The organism is Thiocapsa bogorovii, assembly GCF_021228795.1.
Lineage (GTDB): Bacteria > Pseudomonadota > Gammaproteobacteria > Chromatiales > Chromatiaceae > Thiocapsa > Thiocapsa bogorovii.
Window position 1 is genome coordinate 579,739 of the sequence record NZ_CP089309.1, and the last position, 23,550, is coordinate 603,288.

20 protein-coding genes are annotated in these 23,550 nt (G+C 63.1%); 12 read left to right on the forward strand and 8 right to left on the reverse strand.

From position 1 onward, the window contains the following. Positions 1 to 20: 20 nt before the first annotated feature. The 5 genes from LT988_RS02840 to rpoE all read right to left on the reverse strand — a co-directional run bounded on the left by LT988_RS02840 (position 21) and on the right by rpoE (position 4,345). Positions 21 to 1,439: a DegQ family serine endoprotease gene (locus LT988_RS02840; protein ID WP_232408746.1), complete on the reverse strand. Its 1,419-nt coding sequence runs from the start codon at positions 1,437 to 1,439 to the stop codon at positions 21 to 23. Between the two features lie 176 nt (positions 1,440 to 1,615). After that, a complete protein-coding gene (locus tag LT988_RS02845) occupies positions 1,616 to 2,098 on the reverse strand; it encodes a SoxR reducing system RseC family protein (protein ID WP_232408747.1) in 483 nt (160 codons plus the stop codon). Between the two features lie 7 nt (positions 2,099 to 2,105). Then, entirely contained in the window at positions 2,106 to 3,074 is a 969-nt protein-coding gene (locus LT988_RS02850; protein WP_232408748.1) for a MucB/RseB C-terminal domain-containing protein, read from the reverse strand. Beyond that, positions 3,058 to 3,615 carry a sigma-E factor negative regulatory protein gene (locus tag LT988_RS02855; protein ID WP_232408749.1) on the reverse strand — a complete coding sequence of 186 codons (558 nt, stop codon included), beginning with the start codon at positions 3,613 to 3,615 and terminating at the stop codon, positions 3,058 to 3,060. The genes LT988_RS02850 and LT988_RS02855 overlap by 17 nt, the downstream gene beginning before the upstream one ends. A 151-nt stretch (positions 3,616 to 3,766) precedes the next feature. After that, positions 3,767 to 4,345 carry an RNA polymerase sigma factor RpoE gene (gene rpoE, locus LT988_RS02860; protein ID WP_232408750.1) on the reverse strand — a complete coding sequence of 193 codons (579 nt, stop codon included), beginning with the start codon at positions 4,343 to 4,345 and terminating at the stop codon, positions 3,767 to 3,769. A 274-nt stretch (positions 4,346 to 4,619) separates the two neighbouring features. Between rpoE and nadB the strand changes: the two genes are divergently transcribed. Together nadB and ppsA are read left to right on the forward strand one after the other, a co-directional pair. Next, positions 4,620 to 6,248 (forward strand): L-aspartate oxidase, encoded by a 1,629-nt coding sequence (nadB, locus tag LT988_RS02865; protein WP_232408751.1) that lies wholly within the window; start codon positions 4,620 to 4,622, stop codon positions 6,246 to 6,248. Between the two features lie 404 nt (positions 6,249 to 6,652). After that, entirely contained in the window at positions 6,653 to 9,031 is a 2,379-nt protein-coding gene (gene ppsA / locus LT988_RS02870) for a phosphoenolpyruvate synthase (protein ID WP_232408752.1), read from the forward strand. A gap of 313 nt (positions 9,032 to 9,344) precedes the next feature. Here ppsA and LT988_RS02875 read toward each other — a convergent pair whose 3' ends face one another. Beyond that, positions 9,345 to 10,112 (reverse strand): hypothetical protein, encoded by a 768-nt coding sequence (locus LT988_RS02875; RefSeq protein ID WP_232408753.1) that lies wholly within the window; start codon positions 10,110 to 10,112, stop codon positions 9,345 to 9,347. A 4-nt stretch (positions 10,113 to 10,116) separates the two neighbouring features. Then, the gene (locus LT988_RS02880; protein ID WP_232408754.1) at positions 10,117 to 11,979 is read right to left on the reverse strand and encodes a phosphoenolpyruvate carboxykinase (GTP); all 1,863 of its coding nucleotides are present in this window, start codon (positions 11,977 to 11,979) and stop codon (positions 10,117 to 10,119) included. Positions 11,980 to 12,467: 488 nt separating this feature from the next. On the opposite strand from LT988_RS02880, the gene LT988_RS02885 reads away from it, so the two are divergent. The 4 genes from LT988_RS02885 (at position 12,468) to LT988_RS02900 (ending at position 16,803) form a co-directional block, all read left to right on the forward strand. Continuing rightward, entirely contained in the window at positions 12,468 to 13,523 is a 1,056-nt protein-coding gene (locus tag LT988_RS02885; protein ID WP_232408755.1) for a cytochrome c3 family protein, read from the forward strand. Next, complete coding sequence (locus LT988_RS02890) at positions 13,523 to 14,182, forward strand: cytochrome b/b6 domain-containing protein (protein ID WP_232410498.1); 660 nt, start codon at positions 13,523 to 13,525, stop codon at positions 14,180 to 14,182. Before LT988_RS02885 ends, LT988_RS02890 begins: the two co-directional genes overlap by 1 nt. After that, positions 14,179 to 16,386, forward strand: a complete 2,208-nt coding sequence (locus LT988_RS02895; RefSeq protein ID WP_232408756.1) for a cytochrome c3 family protein — start codon at positions 14,179 to 14,181, stop codon at positions 16,384 to 16,386. The genes LT988_RS02890 and LT988_RS02895 overlap by 4 nt, the downstream gene beginning before the upstream one ends. A gap of 66 nt (positions 16,387 to 16,452) precedes the next feature. After that, positions 16,453 to 16,803: a DUF1640 domain-containing protein gene (locus LT988_RS02900; protein ID WP_232408757.1), complete on the forward strand. Its 351-nt coding sequence runs from the start codon at positions 16,453 to 16,455 to the stop codon at positions 16,801 to 16,803. Between the two features lie 82 nt (positions 16,804 to 16,885). Here LT988_RS02900 and LT988_RS02905 read toward each other — a convergent pair whose 3' ends face one another. Further along, a complete protein-coding gene (locus LT988_RS02905) occupies positions 16,886 to 17,440 on the reverse strand; it encodes a DUF1415 domain-containing protein (protein ID WP_232408758.1) in 555 nt (184 codons plus the stop codon). A gap of 379 nt (positions 17,441 to 17,819) precedes the next feature. Between LT988_RS02905 and LT988_RS02910 the strand changes: the two genes are divergently transcribed. From LT988_RS02910 to LT988_RS02935, 6 genes are all read left to right on the forward strand, one after another. Then, positions 17,820 to 18,902, forward strand: coding sequence for a hydrogenase small subunit (locus LT988_RS02910; protein ID WP_232408759.1), 1,083 nt, complete (start codon positions 17,820 to 17,822; stop codon positions 18,900 to 18,902). Next, a complete protein-coding gene (locus LT988_RS02915) occupies positions 18,899 to 20,689 on the forward strand; it encodes a nickel-dependent hydrogenase large subunit (protein WP_232408760.1) in 1,791 nt (596 codons plus the stop codon). Before LT988_RS02910 ends, LT988_RS02915 begins: the two co-directional genes overlap by 4 nt. A 225-nt stretch (positions 20,690 to 20,914) precedes the next feature. Then, positions 20,915 to 21,607, forward strand: coding sequence for a Ni/Fe-hydrogenase, b-type cytochrome subunit (cybH, locus tag LT988_RS02920; RefSeq protein ID WP_232410499.1), 693 nt, complete (start codon positions 20,915 to 20,917; stop codon positions 21,605 to 21,607). A gap of 41 nt (positions 21,608 to 21,648) precedes the next feature. After that, positions 21,649 to 22,314 (forward strand): HyaD/HybD family hydrogenase maturation endopeptidase, encoded by a 666-nt coding sequence (gene hybD, locus LT988_RS02925; RefSeq protein WP_232410500.1) that lies wholly within the window; start codon positions 21,649 to 21,651, stop codon positions 22,312 to 22,314. Continuing rightward, a complete protein-coding gene (locus tag LT988_RS02930) occupies positions 22,311 to 23,171 on the forward strand; it encodes a hydrogenase expression/formation protein (RefSeq protein ID WP_232408761.1) in 861 nt (286 codons plus the stop codon). The genes hybD and LT988_RS02930 overlap by 4 nt, the downstream gene beginning before the upstream one ends. A gap of 71 nt (positions 23,172 to 23,242) precedes the next feature. Beyond that, a complete protein-coding gene (locus LT988_RS02935) occupies positions 23,243 to 23,395 on the forward strand; it encodes a rubredoxin (RefSeq protein WP_232410501.1) in 153 nt (50 codons plus the stop codon). Positions 23,396 to 23,550: the final 155 nt, after the last annotated feature.

Below are 23,550 nucleotides of genomic sequence, written 5' to 3' on the forward strand. Positions count from 1 at the left end.
CAAAACGCGGTCGGATACCCTCAAGGTAACCTTATCGCGTGGAACATGCGTCCGTCGCCGCGTTGAACCAAAACCGCCACCGATCGACCGGACGGTATCGCCTCGAGGATCCTGTTGAAGCCCGCCAAATCCTGCACCGGCTGGTTGTCGAGCATCAGGATCACATCACCGGAGGTCAGCCCCGCCTGCTCCGCAGGCCCGCGCTCGACGCCCTCCACCAGCACGCCACCGCCGGTGACGGACAACTCTTCGCGCTGCTCCGGTGTGATCTCGCTGACGAAGAGACCGATCCGATTCGCAGACGCCTTCTCCGGCTCGCTCGGCCGCGCGGCGAGTTGATCTTCCTCGGGCAGCTCGCCGATCTCGACCTCGAGATCGACCAGCTCGCCGCCCCTGAGCACTTGCAGCGTCACCCGATCGCCGACCGGCGTAATCCCCACCATCGGAGGCAATGCGCTCGAGGTCAGAATGTCGCGTCCGTTGTAGGTGACGATGATATCGCCGGGACGGACCTTCGCCCCCTCGGCAGGACTCCCCGGAAGGATCTGGGCCACCAATGCGCCGCGGGGCTGCTTCATACCGAAACTCTCGGCCAGCTCGCGGGTCACGTCCTGAATCAACACGCCGAGCCAACCGCGACTGACCCGACCTTTGGTCTGCAACTGGTCGACCACGTCCATCACGACGTCGATCGGGATCGAGAACGAGAGCCCCATGAAGCCTCCCGTGCGGCTGTAGATTTGGCTGTTGACACCGACCACCTCGCCGTCGAGGTTGAACAGGGGCCCGCCCGAATTTCCCGGATTGATGGCCACATCGGTCTGGATGAACGGGATATAGTTCTCGCTCGGGAGGCTGCGGCCCTTGGCACTGACAATGCCGGCCGTGGCCGAGGATTCGAACCCGAAAGGCGAGCCGATCGCCAGCACCCACTCGCCGACCTTGAGGTCTTGAGCGGCGCCGATTTTGACCGCCGGGAGCCCCTCGCCCTCGATCTTGAGCAATGCAATGTCGCTGCGCTTGTCGGTTCCGACCAGGGAGGCCACGAATTCGCGCCGATCGCTGGTGCGCACGATGATCTCTTCGGCACCCTCCACGACATGGGCGTTGGTTAGGACGAATCCGTCGGTCGAGACGATGAACCCGGATCCGAGCGAGCGCGACGGGAGGCTATCGTTCGGCAGCTCGCCGTCCTCGCCGAAGAAATGCCGAAAGAAATCCTGCAAGGGGCTCTCTTCCGGGAGGTCGGGAACGGAAAACTCCGGCAACTGCTCGACCGTCACCTGCGCCTGTTTCGTACTGATGTTGACGACGGAGGGGGCGTTCTCGGCGACCAGATCCACGAAGTCGGGAAGCATACGGCTGGCCGCAAGACCCGGCATGAGCGCGCCGCAGACCAATGCCGCGAGGGCGAAGGAGAAGGTTGGTATGGGACGCATGAATGCTCCGGGATCAGTGGATTCGATCGGCTGGCCGCCTCGATGACGGCGTTGCCGGACGTGGCGGAAAAAGGATTTGGAGGGTATCTAAACACGCTCGACCGCCGGGCCGGACCGGCCCTGCGTTTTGTGTCGCCGAACGCTCGCGTCGACGGTCGTCTCGGGGTCGATTCGGATCAGGGCCCCGGAAGGATCTGTACCGGCACGCCCTGCTCGATCCGGGACACCACCGCTTGCTGCTCCGGACGGCTCCATGAGCGCGCACTGTAGCCGCGCAGCCAGAACAACGCCAGACCGAAGCCGAGTGCAGCACCGACCAGAGCCCCCGCATCCGTCCAGGCGCCTTCGGCGACTCCGGTAAGCAGGGCATCTCCCGCGAACGCACCGCCGAGCAGACCGACCAAGGGTGCAAAGTAGACCGCGAAAGACGCCGAAAGAAGGCCACGCTCCGAGATCGCGAGCATCACCCGCTCGCCGACCGATGCGTCCACCTGATTCAGCGCTCGAACCTGCATCGAGCCGCGCCCGAAAAAGCGCTCGATCAAAGATGTACCGCAGGCGCCGTTTGCGGCGCAACCGCCGCAGACCGAGCGCCGCGTGATACGGACCCAGGCATAACGGCCTTCGGTCGAGACGACGACACCTGATTCCTCGATCATCGGCGGATTAGTCCGACGGATCGTCGACGCGCCGTACACTGAGCACGGCCGCTTCGACGGTCTCGGGCGGAACCTCCCCGACGGCCGTAATCTGGTAGCCGTCGATCTGCCGCCCGGCCGCATGTACGGCACCGATGTGGGTCGATCCACGCAGCCCGTCGCGGGTGTCGTCTTCGATATAGATCGAGTACGCGGAAAGCCGATCGGTAAAGAGGAAGTGCTCGACCAGCGCGCCACTCGGATTGTCCATCACGCCCTGACTCACCAATTGAAATCCCACCGGAGGCTCGTCGAAGCGCCAGCGGCCTTCGACGGGGGCCACGGGGGCGCCCCGCAGTCCGGATTCCTCAACCCGCGCAGATACGGTCGGGGTATTCCCGTCGACTGTGATGGCGGTGAACATCAACTGCTCCAGCGATGCACCGTTGCTGTCGATCAGATCCGACTTCAGCGGAAGAAAGGTTTCCTGATCGACATAAAACCGGTACCCGTACCTCAAATCATCGCGCGGAATAATACCGACCACCTCGGTATCACGACCGGCGACCCGCGCGATACCCTGGATCTCGATGCGATAGTGATCACCGAGATGCTCCGGGAATATTCCGTCGGTATTCAAGAGTCCGCCTGCGCCGGATGGACGTTTGACCGAGATCGGATGCCCGTCGGGCAGCACGCACATCACCCGGTCGGGTTCGCGGGTCACGGCCCGCACCGGGCCGTTCAGGGAGAGTAACCGCTCTTGAACCTGTCCCTCCTCGTAGCGGTGGACCAGGTGAAGGGCTTCGAGCCGGTTCTCGTGAGAGTAAACCAAGGTTCCTTCGTAGTTGAGCGACTTCAGCGCATCGGCCATCCTTTGAAGCAGATCACTCGCGCGCTGGATCACGTCATCCGCAAGGCTCGCCTGGACCACGAGCGCGAGCAAGAAGAATATGCCCAACCGGGCCGGGAGCCATGAATCAGCGACCCGCTTCATAACCGACAAAGGTCGCATAAGGCAGCATGCCCTTGGCCCCGGTCGTCGGGGCGGTTTCTTGGTGGGTAACGAGGAAAAGATCGAGCTTGTTGGCCAATTCGGGGTGCTCCAAGTCCCAGCGCTGCGCCGGTATCGCCACAACTCCCGGTTGCGCAGCGAGGGTCGGCGCCGTGCGGACGCTCGGGAGTGGACTCACGCCGTCGAACAGCCCGGGGACGACGAAAACCGCGAGAAAGGCGGCTGCTGCCGCGAGCGCCACGGCTGCGACCGGCCTCTTGGCCTTCGGCGGCTTCGCATCGCCGCGGGGCGGGGCCAAGACCGTCGGCTCATGCGCGATGCGTTCGCGAACCACATCGGCAACACCTCGACGGGTTGCGTGAACGGACTCGCCCCGAATCGCCAGACCAATCGTATGGTAGCGCTCCCATGTACCTCGCAGGCCCGGATTGCCTGCCATGGCATCGACCAGTCGCGCGGTGCCGGCGGGATCGAGCTCGCCGTCCTGAAGCTCGGAAATGCGTTGTCGTAGCTCGTCGCTCATTGCTTCATGCCTGGGCTGAGAAGTCGTGTCGTTGGGATGGCCGTCGTCGCGCCCGGATCTCGAGATCGCGGGCCCGGCGAGCTGGCCGATGAGGAAACCGCACCGCATCTGGAGCAATCGTCCTCGCTGCCTGTTTGACGCGTCGGGATCATCATGGTTCGAGGAGCGGCCTCAACCGCTTGTCGATTGCGTCGCGGGCCCGGAAGATGCGTGAGCGCACTGTACCGATCGGGCACGCCATTGCGGTCGCGATCTCTTCGTAGCTCATACCCTCGAGCTCGCGCAGAACAATGGCCGTGCGCAGATCGTCGGGGAGGTCGTCGAGCGCGCGCTGAACCGTTTGTGCGATCTCTTCGGTCAGAGCGAGCCGTTCGGGCGTCCCCGAGTCACGAAGGCGAACGCCCATATCCATTTGCTCGGCGACCTCGGCCTCGACATCGTCTCCCGGAGGACGACGTCCCTGTGCCACTAAGTGATTCTTTACCGTGTTCACCGCGATGCGATACAGCCAGGTGTAAAACGCACTCTCGCCGCGAAACGCAGGGAGTGCGCGATATGCCTTCAGGAAGGCATCCTGACTGACGTCCATCACCTCGCTCGGGTCGCGGACGTAGCGGGAAATCAGGTTTGCCACCCTCTGCTGATACTTCAACACCAGCAAGTCGAACGCGCGCTTGTCTCCGTTCTGGGCGCGCGTCACAAGCTCCTGATCGGCGGTGCGCTCAGACATGGACACGAGCCTTGGCGCTGCTGACCAGCAATCCCGTTGGCATGGACAATTCCCCGATTCGGAAGTTCGTGAGCCTCCTCAATTGCGGCCGAGGCCCCCTAAAAAAAGCGACAAACCTTGATCCCGCCCATGAAATGGGCGAGTTTACGGCGAACCGCGCCGATCACCCAAACTCAACCCGATCACGTTGGGGATCGAAGGGTCGCCAAGACGTCGAACCTCAACACGTCGCCGACCTCGACGCCCGTGAGATCCCCAAACGAAGGTTCCGATCATGCCAACCACGCCTTACCGCCACGACGTCCTGATTCTCGGCAGCGGCGCCGCGGGACTAAGCCTCGCACTGCGACTGCACGAGGATCTGTCGGTCGCCGTCATCTCCAAGCGCGAGCTCAAAGAAGGAAGCACGCTCTATGCGCAAGGCGGCATTTCGGCCGTGCTGGATGCGACGGACTCGATCGAATCGCACGTCCAGGACACCCTCAAGGCCGGCGCCGGGCTCTGCGACCGTCGCGTGGTTAAGCACATCGTTGAGCGCGGACCGGACAACATCCGCTGGTTACTCGATCAGGGCGTGGAGTTTACACGCGATGAGGCAAGCGCATCGACAGGCGGCTATCACCTGACCCGCGAAGGGGGCCACACCCATCGCCGCGTCATCCACGCCGCCGACGCAACCGGCCGAGCAGTGTCGACGACGCTCGAGGCACAGGTGCGTAACAAGCCGAACGTCACGCTGTTCGAGGAGCACATCGCGGTCGATCTCATCACCTCCAAACATCGCCCCGGCAAGAAAGACCACCGCTGTCTAGGCGCCTACATCCTTGATCTGGGCACGGGACAGGTCGAAGTCCACCTTGCACGTTTTGTCGTCTTGGCGACCGGGGGCGCAAACAAGGTCTATCTCTACACCAGCAACCCCGATGTCTCAACCGGCGACGGCATCGCAATGGCCTGGCGAGCCGGGTGTCGGGTGGCGAACATGGAATTCATGCAGTTTCACCCGACCTGCCTCTATCACGCCGAGGCGCGTTCCTTTCTGATTACCGAGGCGCTGCGCGGGGAAGGCGCACGTTTACTGTTGCCCGACGGAGAGCGCTTCATGCCCCGGTTCGACCCACGTGCCGAGCTCGCCCCGCGCGACATCGTGGCACGCGCCATCGACCATGAGATGAAGCGGCTCGGGACCGCTTGTGTCTATCTCGATATCTCGCATCGTCCCGCCGATTTCGTCATCGAGCACTTCCCGACCATCCACCGTCGCTGCCTCGAGCTCGGCATCGACATCACAACCGACCCCATACCGGTGGTCCCGGCGGCACATTACACGTGCGGCGGCGTGATGGTCGATGACCGAGCCCGTACCGATCTACCCGGCCTCTACGCCAGCGGCGAGACCGCCTACACGGGCCTGCACGGGGCGAACCGGATGGCGAGCAATTCCCTTCTCGAGTGCCTGGTGTACTCCGAGCTGGCGGCCGAAGACATCGCACGCCTGATGAACGACATTCCGCAGCCGCCCGAGGTGCAGCCCTGGGACGAGAGCCGGGTCACCGAGCCGGATGAAGAGGTCGTGGTAACACACAACTGGGACGAGCTGCGTCGCTTTATGTGGGACTACGTCGGCATCGTGCGCACCAACAAACGCCTGCGCCGCGCCAAGCGCCGTGCGGACTTGCTCCAACAGGAGGTCATCGAGTACTACAGCAAGTTCAGGGTCAGCAACGACCTGATCGAGCTGCGCAACCTGCTCGAGGTCGCGGACCTGATCATCCAATCGGCGCTGCGCCGACGCGAGAGTCGCGGGCTGCACTACACCCTGGATTTTCCGGACAAGGACACGACCCAGCGCACCCCGACCATTCTGATCCCGGACACTTACAGACCACGACACGGCGAGTGAGCAAAAAGCCACCGCCGAGCTGTTGACTGAACCGTTTGTGTCACCCCGACGCGCCCTGCCGGGGCCGTGATGTGGATGTGGTGACGAAGGAACCGCTCCGATGCCCGGTGCGGTCGTCGCACTACCCGTTGAGCACGGTGCGGTTCGTACCTCACCGCACCTACGCGCTGAGTCAATCCTCAAGATTGACCCAGGTCGAAGGCGGCCGTTTTCGAACTAGGCTATATTGCCTCGTTACGTCGGAACGATTACAGAGTCTGGCGCGCACCGGGTTTCGCTGTCCAAATGACGATGCGCCATCCCGGATCGAACGTCGAGCACCCGCGGCACAACGGCACTGCCCGGCCCCGAAGCGGTTCCTAGGAGTTCCGCCCGACATCCTCTGAAACTGGAGAACGATCAAGATGACCGACTATGTCCGCTGGCTGAGCGAGCTCGGAATGGACGACGTCCCCGTCGTCGGCGGCAAGAACGCGTCGCTCGGCGAGATGATCCAGAACCTCACCGACGTGGACGTTCAGGTGCCGGGCGGGTTCGCGACGACCGCCGACGCCTACCGCGAGTTTCTCGCCAAAGACGGACTGGACGAGCGCATCCAAACGGTCCTCGACGCATTGGACGTCGACGACGTCACGGCGCTCTCCCAAGCCGGTCCACGCATCCGCGGCTGGGTCATGGAGCAGCCCTTCCCGGCGGCACTGGAAGCGGCGATCGACGACGCCTTCGCCCGCCTCACCGCAGAAGCCGGCACCGCTGCGGTCTCCTGGGCCGTGCGCTCTTCGGCCACCGCCGAGGATCTGCCCGACGCCTCCTTTGCGGGTCAGCAAGAAACCTTCCTCAACGTCGAGGGTCTGGACAACATCAAACACCGGATTAAGGAGGTCTTCGCCTCCCTGTTCAACGACCGGGCCATCTCCTATCGCGTGCACCAGGGCTTCGAGCACCGCAATGTCGCCCTCTCGGCCGGCATTCAGCGCATGGTGCGCAGCGATCTGGCCGCCTCCGGCGTCATGTTCACCCTGGATACCGAATCGGGCTTTCGCGACGCCGTCTTCATCACCTCGAGCTACGGACTCGGCGAGATGGTCGTACAGGGCGCGGTCAACCCGGACGAGTTCTACGTCCACAAGCCGACGCTGGCTGCCGGCCGTCCCGCGATCCTGCGACGCAGTGTCGGCGACAAGGCGATCCGAATGGTCTACGACGACGCAGCGGGCGCCAAAAGCCCGGTGCGCACCGAAGACGTCCCGGATGCCGACCGCCCACGCTTCAGCATCACCGACGCCGAGGTCGAGCAGCTCGCGCGGCAAGCCGTTCTGATCGAGCAGCACTACGGCCGCCCGATGGACATCGAATGGGCGAAAGACGGCAACGACGGCAAGCTCTACGTCGTGCAGGCGCGTCCCGAGACCGTCCAGAGCCGCTCGGGCAACATCATCGAGCGCTACGTCCTGCGCGAGAAGGGTCCGGTGCTCACCACCGGACGCAGCATCGGCAGCCGTATCGGCGCCGGCGCGGCCAAGATCGTCTCGAGCATCGCCGACATGCATCGCGTCGAGGCCGGCGACGTCCTTATCACCGACATGACCGATCCGGATTGGGAGCCGGTCATGAAGCGCGCGGCAGCGATCGTTACCAACCGCGGCGGGCGCACCTGTCATGCTGCCATCATCGCCCGCGAGCTGGGTGTACCCGCCGTGGTCGGCTGCAACGACGCGACCGAGGTGGTGAAGGATGGCCAGCTCGTCACCGTCAGCTGCGCGGAGGGCGACACCGGCCTTATCTACGACGGCAAGCTGGCGTTCGACTACAAGACCGTGGAGCTCTCGGCCATGCCCGAGATCCCGGTCAAGATCATGATGAACGTCGGCAACCCGGACCGCGCCTTCGCCTTTGCGGCGACGCCGAACGCCGGTATCGGTCTTGCGCGTCTGGAATTCATCATCAATAACATGATCGGAATCCATCCAAAGGCGCTGCTCGAATTCGACCAGCTCCCGGCAGACCTCAAGGCCAAGATCGCGCCACGGATCGCCGCCTACGCGAGTCCGCGCGAGTTCTACATCGCCAAGCTTGCCGAGGGCATCTCAACCTTGGCAGCCGCCTTCGCTCCCAACACGGTCATCGTGCGCATGTCGGACTTCAAGTCCAACGAGTACGCCAACCTGGTCGGCGGAACCCGCTACGAACCCGAGGAAGAGAACCCGATGATCGGGTTCCGCGGGGCCGGACGCTACGTGGCGGAGAACTTCAAGGACTGCTTCGAGCTCGAGTGCGAGGCGCTCAAGCGGGTGCGCGACGACATGGGTCTGACCAACGTCGAGATCATGATTCCGTTCGTGCGGACGCTCAAACAGGCCAAAGCGGTCGTCGAGGCGCTCGCCGAGCAAGGCCTGGAGCGCGGCAAGAACGCGCTGCGCCTTATTATGATGTGCGAGCTACCCTCCAACGCCGTACTGGCCGATGAGTTTCTTGAATATTTCGACGGTTTTTCGATCGGCTCCAACGACATGACCCAGCTCACGCTGGGCCTGGATCGCGACTCGAGCCTGGTCGCCGAGAGCTTCGACGAGCGCGACCCGGCCGTGAAGAAGATGCTCTCGATGGCGATCGCCGCCTGCCGCGCCCAAGGCAAATATGTCGGCATCTGCGGTCAGGGTCCGTCGGATCACAAGGACTTCGCAGACTGGCTCCTCAAGGAAGGGATCACCAGCATCTCGCTCAACCCGGATACCGTCATCGATACCTGGATCTACCTCGCGGAACAGGCAAAGACGCTCTGAGGCTGAACCGCGTCTCGTTGCGTGCATGCCGGTGCCGAGGTCGATAGAGCCTCGGTCAACTCCTGCGACCTCGAGCGGACGCGGTTCAGGACGTCGGGGCGGATGAGCGATCGCGTCATCCGCCGCACGCCCTCGGCGGTCCGTGACGCCAACATGTAGGCCGGGGTGAGCTTGCGAACCCCGGCAGGTCACCGACGCCGCGGATTCCGGCGTTTGCTCTGCTCACCCGGGCCGACCCGTCGATCAAAGGTGTTCACCTTATTTGCGAATCGTTACCGAATTGCTTGCCGGGCTGCACGATGAATAGGACCGGTTACCTGCGGGCACGCACCTCGACCTTGACCAGCGGATGCGCCGCACCATCGCGCACGACGGCGCGATTCCAAGGCACCAAGGCCGTCTGAATCGCCTCGCGAAATCGCGCGCGCTCGGAGCTGTCCAGATCCACGGTGATTAGACAGCGATAGCCGCGAATCCCGAAGCCGTCGTCCGGACGCAACTTCAGATCAAAGCCTGCGGCCGGGATGATGCCTTCCCGACGACAGTCTGCGATGACTTGAATGATGCAGGCCGTCATCGTCTCGGTGTTCAGCTCGGCGTTATGCCGAGAACCCGTCCATCCGAGTGCTCTCGCGCGCATTGCCTCGTCGGGCGCCTCGAGAAGCTGCTGTCGCCGCTCCGTGATCCACTCCCCCGCCACCAACTGCACGGCCACCGAGGCCACGCACTCCGACGCAAACCGTTGACCTGCCAGCGCAACAACCGGGCGCGGAACAAAGGTGCCGTAGAGACGCATCGTCCGATTCATGCACGGCGCCCCGGCCCCGCGATCGGCCAGCACATACCAACGCCGGGCCTCGGCCATCGCATGGGTGTCGCGCACCGCCACCTCGCCGCCGGCACCGAGCTCCCATCCGTCGGGCCAGAGTGCGACCTGATAGGCCGGTAAGGCCGCGACGACACGGGCGGCCCGATCCGGGTGCCCTCCCGCGCTGGCGCCCGCGACCGATCGCTTGAGCCGCAACGGCGACAGGGACGCAAACAGTCTCGACGGACCGGCCGCGAAGGATCGGCTCGGCACCCGCTCAGGACCTCTTGGTGCTGGAAAGATCCCAAAGCGCCGGCGAGTGGAAGAGCCGGGCAAGCTGCAGCTCGCGCTCGCTCTCGAGCTCGCGTGGCATGTGGTCGCCGAAGCGCGTGAAGAGCTCCTCCTGATCGTGGGTCTCGAGTCGAGCCGATTCGCGATCGATATTCATGATCGAGTAGAACCGCTCGCGATCGAAATCCAGCCCGTCCCAGTTGAAGGCCTCATAGTCCGGAATCCAGCCGATCGGGCTCTCGACCGCCGAGCCGTCGTCGTTGCAGCGTTTGACGATCCATTCGAGCACGCGCATGTTCTCGCCGAAGCCCGGCCAGATGAAGCGCCCGTGCTCGTCCTTGCGAAACCAATTGACGCGGAAGATCCGCGGCGGGGTGGAGACGCAGCGCCGACCGATCCGCAGCCAATGCCGCCAATAGTCGGCCATGTTGTAGCCGCAGAAGGGCAGCATTGCCATGGGATCGCGCCGCACCGCCGCCTGCCCGATCGCCGCCGCAGTCGCCTCCGACCCCATGGTCGCGGCCAGATAGACCCCGTGTTCCCAGTTGTAGCTCTGAAAGGCGAGCGGGAAATGCCGACTGACCCGGCCGCCGAACAGGAAGGCACTGATGGGCACGCCCTTGGGGTTCTCCCATTCCGGATCGATCGAGGGGCAGGCCGAGGCGGGTGCGGTGAAGCGCGCATTCGGATGGGCCGCGGGCCGACCGCACCCCGGAGTCCAATCCTCGCCCTTCCAATCGATCAGGTGGTCGGGGGGCTCCTTGGTCATACCCTCCCACCAGACGCCGCCGTCGTCGGTCAATGCGCAATTGGTGAAGATGGCGTTCTCACGCAGCGCCGCCATGGCGTTGGGGTTGGAGTCGTCGTTCGTCCCCGGGGCCACGCCGAACAGGCCGTATTCGGGATTGATCGCGTAAAAACGCCCGTCGGCGGGATTGGGCTTGATCCAGGCGATGTCGTCGCCCACCGTGGTGATCTTCCAGCCCTCGAACCCCTTGGGCGGGATCAGCATGGCGAAGTTGGTCTTTCCGCAGGCGCTCGGGAATGCCGCGGCCACATAGCGCTTCTCATGCTCGGGCGACTCCACGCCCATCACCAACATATGCTCGGCCAGCCAACCCTCGTCGCGCGCCATCACCGAGGCGATGCGCAGCGCGAAACACTTCTTGCCGAGCAGGGCATTGCCGCCGTAACCACTGCCGAAAGACCAGATCTCGCGGGTCTCGGGGAAATGCGCGATGTACTTGTCCTCGATGCTGTTCGCGCAGGGCCAGGGAACATCCTGCTCGCCGGGTTGAAGGGGTGCGCCCACGGAATGCACGCAGGGCACGAAGTCGCCGTGATCGCCCAGGGTATCCAACACTCGCTGGCCCATCCGGGTCATGATCCGCTGGTTCACCACGACATAGGGCGAATCGGTAATCTGTACACCGATATGCGCGATCGGCGAGCCGATTGGACCCATGCTGAACGGGATCACGTAAAGCGTGCGCCCGCGCATGCAGTCTTTGAACAGACCCTTGAGCAGGGCCTTCGCCTTGCGCGGCTCGAGCCAGTTGTTGGTGGGGCCCGCGTCTTCCTCGCGAAGCGAGCAGATGAAGGTGCGGTCCTCGACGCGGGCCACGTCGCTCGGATGCGAGTGGGCAAGAAAGCTGTTGGGATGCTTCTCGGGATTCAGCCGGACGAAGGTGCCGGCATCGACCATCTCGGCGCAGAGTCGGTCGTACTCTTTTTGAGAACCGTCGCACCAGTAAACGCGATCGGGTTGGCACAGCTCGGCCAATTGCGTCACCCAGTCCAGAAGATGACGGTTCTGAGTACGGGTCTCCCCGTCGTGCCTGGTAGTCATGCCGGACTCCTCATTGTTGAAAAGGTGCGCGGAACGGGTGCGAATCGGGGTGAGGATACCTTCAGGACGACCACCGCGCATCGTCGAATGCTCGGAGGAACGGTTTTTCCGATCTCGGCATCGACTCGGACTGAATCCTGCGCACGGTGCCTCGAGGGTTCGGCAGCAGTCTTCCTTCGGCATACGCCGGTGCTCGGCTCGGATGCTGGAACCTCATGACGAGCACGCGTAAGATCGAGATCGATCGCGGCAATTTCCCGACGTCCCTGCCACGGCCGGACCCGTGATGCGTCATGGGCAATAGCGAGACTCCTAAGGTTATGAGGGACCTTGTTCAACCCTGATTCGGCGACGCTGCTCACACTGCGCGACCGCCGGAATCGACGTACCGAGATCATCTTCGACGGTGCCGGACTCGACCGACCCGGCGCGGATTTCACCTCGAGACCGGGATGAAACCTAGCTCATCACGGCAATCAGGATGCGACATGAATGCCTCACGCGACCGGGTGGCCCGACAGGGAGCCCAACTTCACCCCGATCAATCGCGACCGGCCTCGACAACCGGCCCTGCATCGACGACAGTCCGGGCTGTCCGCCTCGGCTGGTCGCTCGCCCTGTGGCTCTGTCTATTCGCGTTCGGGGCGAGCGCCGCCCCGGCCCCCGAGGCGATCGCCGAGCCGGTCGGCGATGCCCTGGACATTGATCGCGCCGAAGCCTCGGCGGATCGGCACGCCTGCCTGCGCTGCCATGCCATGTCGACCCTTGCGTACCGCGATCCCGATGACGGGGAGATCGTCGATCTCTCGATCGATCGCGAGGGCCTCGCGCACTCGGTCCACGGCGAGCTGGCCTGCATCGACTGTCATCGCCGCAGCTATCGACGCTACCCGCACCCGAACCGGCCTGCTCCGGGCGATCTGGACTGTATCGGCTGTCACGAAGACGACGACCACGACCTGAGCCGAGGGTGGATCGACATCGATGCCGAGTTCAAACGCAGCGTCCACGCCGTGTCGGACGCACCGGAGGCCTTGGGTTTCAGTTGCCACTCCTGTCACGATCCGCATCGTTTCCGCCCGGCGGTGGTAGGAGAGCCCATCGCCCGGATCGTACGGAACCACAACGAGGTCTGCCTGTCTTGCCATATGCAGCTGGTCGGGCCGTCGAGTACAAGCCACGACTGGCTGCCGAACCGAGACGCTCACTGGACATCGGTGCGTTGCGTGGACTGTCACACGCCCGTCGCCGTGTTTGCGCATCATGAAATTCTGCCCGCCGAGGACAGCGAGCAGAATTGCGTGAGCTGTCACTCCGCCGACCCGCAGCTCCTCGCGCGGCTCTATCAATTCCGATCGGAGGAGGATATCGCCCGCCGCGGCTTGCTCGCCAAGGCCGTATTCAACGAGGCCTATGTGGTCGGAATGAGCAAAAGCCCGGCGCTCGACCGACTCAGCTTGGTGATCATGGGCCTGATGGTCCTGCTGCTTGCGGCGCACGGCCTCGGTCGCTATCTCGCCCGTCGGGCAAACAGGAGGGCATGATGACATCGCTGTATCTCTATCCGGCTTGGCTGCGGCTTTGGCACTGGATAAACGCGCTCTTGTTCCTGGCCTTGATCGCCTCCGGGGTCAGCATGCATTACGCCGGGGCCGATTGGCTGATGCCCTTCGCCACCGCACGCGTCGTGCACAATACAGCCGGGATATTGCTGACCATCGCTTGGATCGGATTCGTCGTGACGAATGCCCGAAGCGAGAATGCACGCCACTATCGCGTCCGGTTTCGCACACTCATCGGGGATTTGATCGCCCAGACGCGCTACTACATGATCGGAATCTTCCGGCTTGAGCCGCATCCGTTTCACGTCACCGAGGCCATGAAGTTCAACACACTTCAACAACTCAGCTATCTCGGCGTCATGTACGGCCTGATGCCGATCCTCCTCATCAGCGGCTGGGCCTTCCTCTATTCGGTCTATCTGCCGGAGACCCTATTCGGCCTCGGAAGCGTTTGGGTCGTCGCCATGACCCATGTCGTCGTCAGCTATCTTCTGGCACTCTTCCTCTTGGTGCACATGTACATCATTACCACCGGCGAGACGGTCTTTTCGAATCTCCGCGCGATGATCACCGGATGGCATCGCGAAACCGACCCTCCCCGTCCCGAGACCCCGGCTTCAGCCCCGCGTGAGACGCCATGAACGCATTCGCCAAAACCCTGTTGACACCCAAGAACGCACGCCGGCTTCTCGTCACGGTTGCGGTGGGACTGCTCGTCTTGTTCGTGCTCTACAAGGTCGTCTATCCGATCGCTTTCGACGCCTACGTGGGGAAATCAAACGCACCTTTGACCTATGCCAACAGTCAGCCGATCACGGAGGAGGAGCTCGAGGCGATGGCGAACGAGCTCTCTATGAGCGCTCGCCGCGCGGCCGCCGAGGCCATCGTCGGGCAAGACGACAACGCCTTCGCGCGACGGGTCAAGGTCGAGATGCTGATGAACACGCAGTCCTTCATGCGTGAGCACGAGCCGACGCACATCAAGTATTTTCGTGATGCGAAGATTCTGCAGTACGAAGGACCCGAGACCTGCCTGCAGTGCCACGCCACCATCACCGTCCGGCATCACGACGGGCGTCTCTCCGAGGTCGACACCCTCGACGACATCGTCAACTCGGTCCATTTCAAGTTTCAAAGCGACGGCGGCGGCGGATTCTCGACCTACGGCTACGACGGACGCCAGGTGAACGCAGAGGGCAGCCGTCCGATCCCGGTCGGCAAGATCAACCGCGCCTGCGGCATCCCCGGCAGCTTCTCCTGGACCGGCTGGGCGGCGCTGGTGGAGAGTAGGCCAGAATCAACGCATGGCGAGGTTGAGTTACGCAGCGAAGGCTGCGGCCAATGCCATATCGGCGGGAACTATCAGCCGGCGACCGAAAAGATGATGCCGATCGGCGACGTGCCCGATGTCGCCAAAGAGGGGATCGACTGTTTGATCTGTCATTCCAGCAAATACGACATGAACCAGCGATACGTGATCCGCGACGATGTCGGACTGCGTTGGAATCAGGACCGCACGATGCGAGCAGCACTCACCGTGGGGCGCTCGACGACCAAGAACTGTCTGAACTGTCATCAGCACAATATGGGCGGGGATGCCTATCTGCACAACGAGGCCGCAAAGGCACTCGGAGACAAGCACCAGCGCCTGCTGCATACGGGCGCCAAACGCGGCAACCCCTTCAGCCCGCAGGACGACGTGCATGCCGCGGCCGGTCTGCAATGCACCGATTGCCATGTCCCGGAAGGCCACAAGATCCCGCGCGGCCGAATGGGTGTCGATCTCGTCGCCAACGACCTGCCGAATGTCGATGTCTCCTGCATCACCTGTCACAGCGTCGCACCGCACAACCGCTCCGAGCACAAGGCGCTGCTCAACGGGCATCTTGATCGGATCGCCTGCGAGACGTGTCATATCAGGGAGCTCCAGGAGAACAACGTCGTGCTCCGCGACTGGGTTCACCCGACGTGGGATGCGGAGGAAGGCATCTTCACGCCCACCGACATCTATCGCTCCGGCGAGGTCAACAAGGGCTTCACCTTCCTCTGGTTCAACGGCAACGGAACCTTCCTGGCGAACGCCCTGGGCAACAACCCCAATGGCTCGACCGAATACAATCCGCTCATGCACCAACTGGCCCGGATCGATGACCCGGAGGTCGTCGCCGCTGTACGCGAACGAGCGATCGAGCTGAAGAAGACCTATCCGGATATCGATGTGGATGCCTATGTCGAAGCCGCGACCGATCCGCTCTCCCAACTCACGCCCGAGCAATTGGACGAGCGGCGTCGAATGCTGGACGAAAACCTGCGTGCGCACATGAACAACGGGGAGAGCCGTATCTATCCCTTCAAGCTCTTCAACGCCATGATGTACGAGGATATGGGGAATCAAGGTCCGTTCGGCGCCATGATCCTGCCGTTCGATTACGCGACCTACTACGAGACGGGAGACACGACCGCGTCCGTGAAGCAGGCGATCCGTGACCCCATCGTCCAGCGCATGTACCAAGAGCCGTTCAAGCTCTACATGATGGACGAGTTCATGGCCTACTTCGGGGTCAGCGGCGGATGGAAGACCGATTACCCGCTGGTCGACGGCACCCTCGAGAACGTCGAGCCTAAATGGATGCGACAGATGGGCTCGCTCATGGTCAATCACGGCATTCAACCCGTGGGCCGCGATTGCGTCGAGTGCCATTCGCCCGACGGCATCCTCGATTATCGTGCCTTGGGCTATTCGGAGGAGCGTGCAGCTGAGCTCGAGACTCTCGACATGGTCGAGAATCTCCGCCCCGCGGCAAAGCTCTCCGCAAAGGGCGACGGGTGGTCCCGAATCCGGTAACGACCTTGCCGACTCGGAAGCCCGCGATGGCGAGCCGTCCGGTCCAATTGAGTCGAGGAGCAACGCATGGGACTCGCCCTGAGATTGTACGAGAACCTGACCGAGGCGCCGGACGACGCAACGCGCTTTAGGCTGATCGTCGAGACGATCGATGCCTTGGAGCAACAGTGGCCGCGCGCCGGCGATGTCGCCCTTCGGTCGGATGTCCGCGAGTCCGAGCTGCGGATCCAAAAAGAAATCGCCGAGCTTCGGGCCGAGGTAAAACGGGATATCGCCGCGCTTCGGGCCGAGGTCCAAAAGGATATCGCCAATGTCCATGCCACCATCGAGCGAACAAAGGTCGATCTGCTGAAGTGGATCGTACCCTTGATGCTGGGCCAGGTGGCCGCCCTCGCGGCATTAGTCAAGCTCCTCTGAACAGACCGCAGGACTCCTGCTGTACCACGTTCCCCCAGGTCCGACAGCCCCGCCGAGCACGCCGGTGACTTCCGTGCCCGGCCTATAGACAGGCATCCCTCAGCGCCTTCATGTATTCAAGTCCCTTCTGGCGGGCGAATGCAATATTACGTTCGGGGATGCCATCCGGATCGGGATAGTGTTGCAGCACGCTCTCGATGCTCTCTTCGCGGAGCAGATGCAACATCGGATACGGGGATCTGTTCGTATAATTTGCCGGATCATCCGCGGGCGCATCCGCAAACCGATAATCGGGATGGAAGCCGGCAACCTGATAATGACCTTCATAGCCTTCCGCTTCCAGAAGCCCTTCCGCCAGCGCAACCAAGTCCAGATAGGCCTCGAAATCCGGAAAGGCTCCCGGCAGGATCAACAGTGTTGTTTCAATCGACGGAGTCGTATCAAGGCGGCGGCATTCCGAAAAAAACGCTTTCAAGCAGGATTCCTGATCGGAGGCGTCCCCGACTTGGTAATGTATCGCGCCGCGATTGAACTCTCGTGCCGCAAAGGGACATAGACGACACCCGATCACGACCTCTGAGATCCATTTTTTGGTCCGCACGATCGCGTCCTCGGATTCACTCATCATCTGTTCCATTCATTCCGGCGAGTCGGTATCTGTATTCGGCGCGGCTCGGGAACCCGCGAGACACGGGTGCAGTATACGCATGCCCCGGCACACTCGATGGAAATCCATCGCAGACGGGCTCGACGACGCTGAAGGGCGCGATCTCCCGCAGTCCCATGCGCGGCTAGGATGGCCGCGACGAGCGGATACGGGTGAACTGCAAGGTTTCCTTGCAAGCCGTCACCGGAAATGCCTGAAAACTTTGCAGTTAGGATTGAGCGCATGCCCAAGAACACACCTAAAATACTGTTTTGATGGACTATAAAGCATGTGGTACAGCGATTGCGTTGTATCGCCTCGACCGTCCGGCTCCATTCAGGCGCCGACGCACAGCGGGGACGACAACCAGATGCCAACCACCGAAACCTATTACGAGGTCATGCGGCGCCAGGGGATCACGCGCCGCAGCTTCCTCAAATTCTGCAGCCTGACGGCCACCGCGCTCGGGCTCGCGCCGACCTTCGCCGGGAAGATCGCGCACGCCATGGAGACCAAGCCGCGGATTCCGGTCGTTTGGCTGCATGGGCTCGAATGCACCTGCTGCTCCGAGTCCTTTATCCGCTCCGCCCATCCGCTGGTGTCCGACGTGATCCTCTCCATGATCTCGCTCGATTACGACGATCTCATCATGGCGGCGGCCGGGCACCAGGCGGAGGCCATCCTGGAAGAGGTGCGCCACAAGCACGCCGGGAACTACATCCTCGCCGTCGAGGGCAATCCGCCCCTCAACCAGGACGGGATGAGCTGCATCATCGGCGGGCGTCCCTTCCTCGAGCAGCTCCTGGAGATGGCCGACAGCTGCAAGGCGGTGATCTCCTGGGGCTCCTGCGCCTCATGGGGCTGCGTTCAAGCGGCCCGTCCCAATCCGACACGCGCGACCCCGGTTCACGAGGTCATCCGGGACAAACCCGTGATCAAGGTCCCGGGCTGTCCGCCAATCGCAGAGGTCATGACCGGGGTCCTGACCTACATCCTGACCTTCGATCGGCTGCCCGAGTTGGACCGCCAGGGTCGGCCGCTGATGTTCTACGGTCAGCGCATCCACGACAAGTGCTACCGACGACCGCACTTCGACGCCGGCCAGTTCGTCGAGTCATGGGACGACGAGGGTGCGCGGCGCGGCTACTGTCTTTACAAGGTCGGATGCAAGGGACCGACCACCTACAACGCCTGCTCGACGATCCGATGGAACGGCGGGGTGTCCTTCCCGATCCAGTCCGGGCACGGCTGTATCGGCTGCTCCGAGGACGGTTTCTGGGACAAGGGCAGCTTCTATCAGCATGTCACCGACACCCACGCCTTCGGTATCGAGGCCAATGCGGACCGCACCGGCATCGCCGTCGCCACCGGCGTGGGCGCCGCCATCGCGGCGCACGCCGCGGTCAGCGTCGTCAAACGCGTTCAACAGAAGAAGGAAGAGGACCAGTCATGAGCGTCACCACGGCCAACGGCTTCGAGCTCGATACCGCCGGGCGACGCCTCGTCGTCGACCCGGTCACCCGCATCGAGGGGCACCTGCGCTGCGAGGTGAATCTCGACGAGAACAATGTGATCCGCAACGCGGTCAGCACCGGGACCATGTGGCGCGGACTCGAGGTCATCCTGCGCGGCCGCGATCCGCGCGACGCCTGGGCCTTCACGGAGAGGATTTGCGGCGTCTGCACCGGGACCCATGCCCTGACCTCGGTGCGCGCAGTCGAGGATGCACTCGGGATCCCGATCCCGGAGAACGCCAACTCCATCCGCAACATCATGCAGCTCACGCTCCAGGCACACGATCACCTGGTGCACTTCTATCATCTGCATGCGCTGGATTGGGTGGACGTGGTCTCCGCACTCGGGGCCGATCCCAAGGCGACGAGCGCACTCGCGCAGAGCATCAGCGACTGGCCCAAGTCCTCCCCGGGCTATTTCCGAGATGTTCAGAATCGGCTCAAGCGCTTCGTGGAGTCGGGTCAGCTGGGACCCTTCATGAACGGCTACTGGGGCAGCCCGGCCTACAAGTTGCCGCCCGAAGCCAACCTCATGGCGGTCACGCACTATCTGGAGGCGCTCGATTTCCAAAAAGAGATCGTCAAGATCCACACCGTCTACGGCGGCAAGAACCCGCACCCGAACTGGCTGGTCGGCGGGATGCCCTGCGCCATCAACGTGGACGGCACGGGCGCGGTCGGCGCGATCAACATGGAGCGGCTGAACCTGGTCAGCAGCATCATCGACCAGACCATCGCGTTCATCGACAAGGTCTATATTCCGGACCTGATCGCGATCGCCTCTTTCTATAAAGACTGGACCTACGGGGGCGGACTGAGCAGTCAGGCGGTGATGTCCTACGGGGACATTCCGGATCATGCCAACGACATGTCCTCGAAGAATCTGCTCCTGCCGCGCGGGGCCATCATCAACGGCAATCTCAACGAGATCCACGAGATCGATCTGCGCAACCCCGAGGAGATCCAGGAGTTTGTCGACCACTCCTGGTTCAGCTACAAAGACGAGACGCGTGGCCTCCATCCCTGGGACGGGGTCACCGAGCCCAATTTCGTGCTGGGGCCCAACGCCGTCGGCAGCCGCACCCGGATCGAGGCGCTCGACGAGCAGGCCAAGTATTCCTGGATCAAGGCCCCGCGGTGGCGCGGCCATGCGATGGAGGTCGGTCCGCTGGCGCGCTACGTCATCGGCTACGCCAAGGGCATCCCCGAGTTCAAGGAACCGGTCGACAAGGTGCTGACCGATCTCGGACTGCCGCTCGAGGCGATTTTCTCGACCCTCGGGCGCACTGCCGCACGTGGCCTCGAGGCCTCCTGGGCGGCCCACAAGATGCGCTATTTCCAGGACAAGCTGGTCGCCAACATCAGGGCCGGCGACACCGCAACCGCCAACGTCGACAACTGGGATCCCAAAACCTGGCCGAAGGAGGCGCGTGGTGTGGGCACGACCGAGGCCCCGCGCGGCGCGCTCGGACACTGGATCGTCATCAAGGACGGCAAGATCGACAACTACCAGGCCGTCGTTCCGACGACCTGGAACGGCTCGCCGCGCGACCCCGCCGGGAACATCGGTGCCTTCGAGGCCTCGCTGCTGAACACGCCGCTGGCCAAGGCGGACGAGCCATTGGAGATCCTGCGGACCCTTCACAGCTTCGATCCATGTTTGGCCTGTGCGACACACATCATGGGGCCTGACGGGGAGGAGCTCACTCGCATCAAGGTCCGCTGAAACGCGTCTCGAGGTCGCTTGACGGCCTCGGGGTAAGTTTGGCCTCGACACCGCATGCGGACCTGGCGGGGACGCGTTTCAGGTGATTATTTTTTTGTGAGAGAAGGGGATCAACGGGGTTTGCATGCTCGCGAGACCGTTCCTGCGATGTCGCGAGCTGCGTCGCGCCTCGCGCCGGGTGCGCCGACAGCCGAGATCCGCCTGACCAACATCCGGGACAACGCCATGAACACCAGCCTTCCCAACGTCAAACAGACCGCGGTCTATGTCTATCAGGCGCCGCTGCGAGCCTGGCATTGGATCAATGCACTCTCGATCACGATCCTGGCCATCACCGGCTACCTCATCGGCAGCCCGCTTCCGACATTGCCCGGAGAGGCGAGCGATCACTATGTCATGGGTTATATCCGATTTGCGCACTTCGCCGCGGCCTATGTCTTCGTGATTGCCTTCATCTTCCGGATCTATTGGGCATTCGTCGGCAATCGCTATTCTCACCAATTGTTCACCCTGCCCTTCTGGCGTGCGAGCTTCTGGCATGAGCTGATTCACGAGGTCCGCTGGTATGCCTTCAAGGAGACCGAGCCCGCGAAATATATCGGCCACAATCCGCTGGCTCACCTCTTCATGGTGGTCATCATCACCGTCGGCGGTTTGGTGATGATCGTCACCGGCTTCGCTCTCTATTCCGAGCAGACCGGCCTCGGCACTTGGCAAGACCAGCTGTTCGGCTGGGTCATCCCCTTCGTCGGTCAGAGTCAGGACGTGCGTATGTGGCACCACTGGGGCATGTGGGTCATCGTGATCTTCGTGATGCTGCACGTCTATACGGCGATTCGCGAGGACATCATGTCGCGTCAGAGTCTGATCAGCACAATGGTCAGCGGCTGGCGGATGTTCAAGGACGATCGGCCATGAGCCCCGTTGGCATGAGCCCCGACGCGACGGGGCCTGAGTCGATGCGATCCGATCCGGAGATCCTTGTCCTCGGCATCGGCAATCTCCTCTGGGCCGACGAAGGCTTCGGCGTGCGCGCGGTGGAGGCCCTTCAAAGACACTGGGTGATGTCGTCCAACGTGCAGCTGCTCGACGGCGGGACACAGGGGATCTACCTGGTTGATCGGGTGCGCAAGGCCGATGTACTGGTGGTCTTCGACGCGGTCGACTACGGGCTGCCGCCGGGCACCATGAAGCGGGTCGAGGACGACGAGGTGCCGCGCTTCCTCGGTGCCAAGAAGATGAGCCTGCACCAAACCGGCTTTCAGGAGGTGCTCGCGCTTGCCGCCATGCTCGGCGACTATCCGAAGCATCTCCTCCTGATCGGCGTTCAGCCTGTCGAGTTGGATGACTTCGGCGGTAGCCTCCGCCCGCAGATCAAGGAGCGGATCACCCCGGCGATCGAGATGGCATTGGAGTATCTGGCGCAGTTCGGTGTCGTCGCGCGGCGGCGAGAGGATTCGACTGTCGACTCCCCTCATCTGCCACACCCGTCGCTCGATTTGATCGCGTACGAATCCGGCCGACCGGGACCCGAGATCGCCTGCCGCATCGGCGACGAGCGCGTCCTGACGAGCCTGTCCGCCCGGACCGTCCAACCCGGAAATCCACACGGAGATCGTCAATGACCACACCGATAGACCTCACCGAGACGCGGCGGATGCCGGGAACGACCTTCAGTGTCGTGGTCGACGACGGCCCTGACTATCTCTCGATGCCCAAGGGGATGGCGACCTATCAAGCCCCGCTGCTGCCCGAGCCGGAGTTGCTCGAGGGCTGCACGGCCGGACTGGAGCTGTTGCGGCAACTGCAAAGGTCCCTGTCGCGACATCGCGTCGGCCGGCCGGCCGATGTCCTGGATCTGGGCCCACTCGACCTCGTGAATCGCCGGCTTGTCGACCAGACCCTCGGCGAGGGCGAGGTCAGCGTGATTGAGCAGGGTCTGCAAGGAACCCGCGCGCAGGAAACACGCCTGGCCGGGGTCTGGCGGCTAGAGGTTCCCGCCTCGGGCGACTGCGCGGGACGCGAACTGATCGAGGTGGCGGAGATCCCTCGCTTCGTGCGGGAGAGCGCCTTTATCGGCACAATCGAGACGATCGGACCCGTCGCCGATCTCGCGGACGGTGTCATGAACGCGCCGGCGCTGATCGCCGAGATCGAGGCCAAGGTCGCCGAATGGCGTCCCGGGGACTCGGCCCACATCATCAATCTGACCTTGCTCCCCATGACGGAGCAGGATCACGCCTATCTCGACGAGCGCCTCGGCCGAGGGCACGTGACCATCCTCTCGCGCGGCTACGGGAGTTGTCGGATCGTCGCGAGCGGCATTCGACAGGTCTGGTGGGTGCAGCACTTCAACTCCGACGATCGTCTCATCCTGAGCACACTCGAGGTCACGGATGTCCCGATCGCCGCGCTCGCTGCACAGGAGGACATCGACGACAGCCGCGACCGGTTGGCGGAGATTCTGGAGGCATTGGGTTGAATCCTAGCCGAGGCATCGACGGGCCGGATAGGGATCCCGTTGATGATGGTGAACGCGACGGCGATCCGCGCATGGAATGCCGGATCTGCTGGTCCATCTATGACCCGGCCGCGGGAGATTCTGTCGGCGAGGTGCCGCCAGGCACCGCCTTCGACGGCCTTCCGGACGCTTGGCGATGCCCCCGTTGCGACAGCGATAAGTCCTATTTTCTGCCCGTCACCTAAACCGCGTCCAGAGCGAGATGCTCGCTTTCGGGGGAGCCGGACCCTTGTTGCGTCCCTGGCCCTTAGCGGGGACGCGGTTTAAACTTTTTATATCTTTTAATATCTTAAACCGCGCCGACTCCAACGCTCGTCAAGGCTGCCGGGGCCGATCCGAT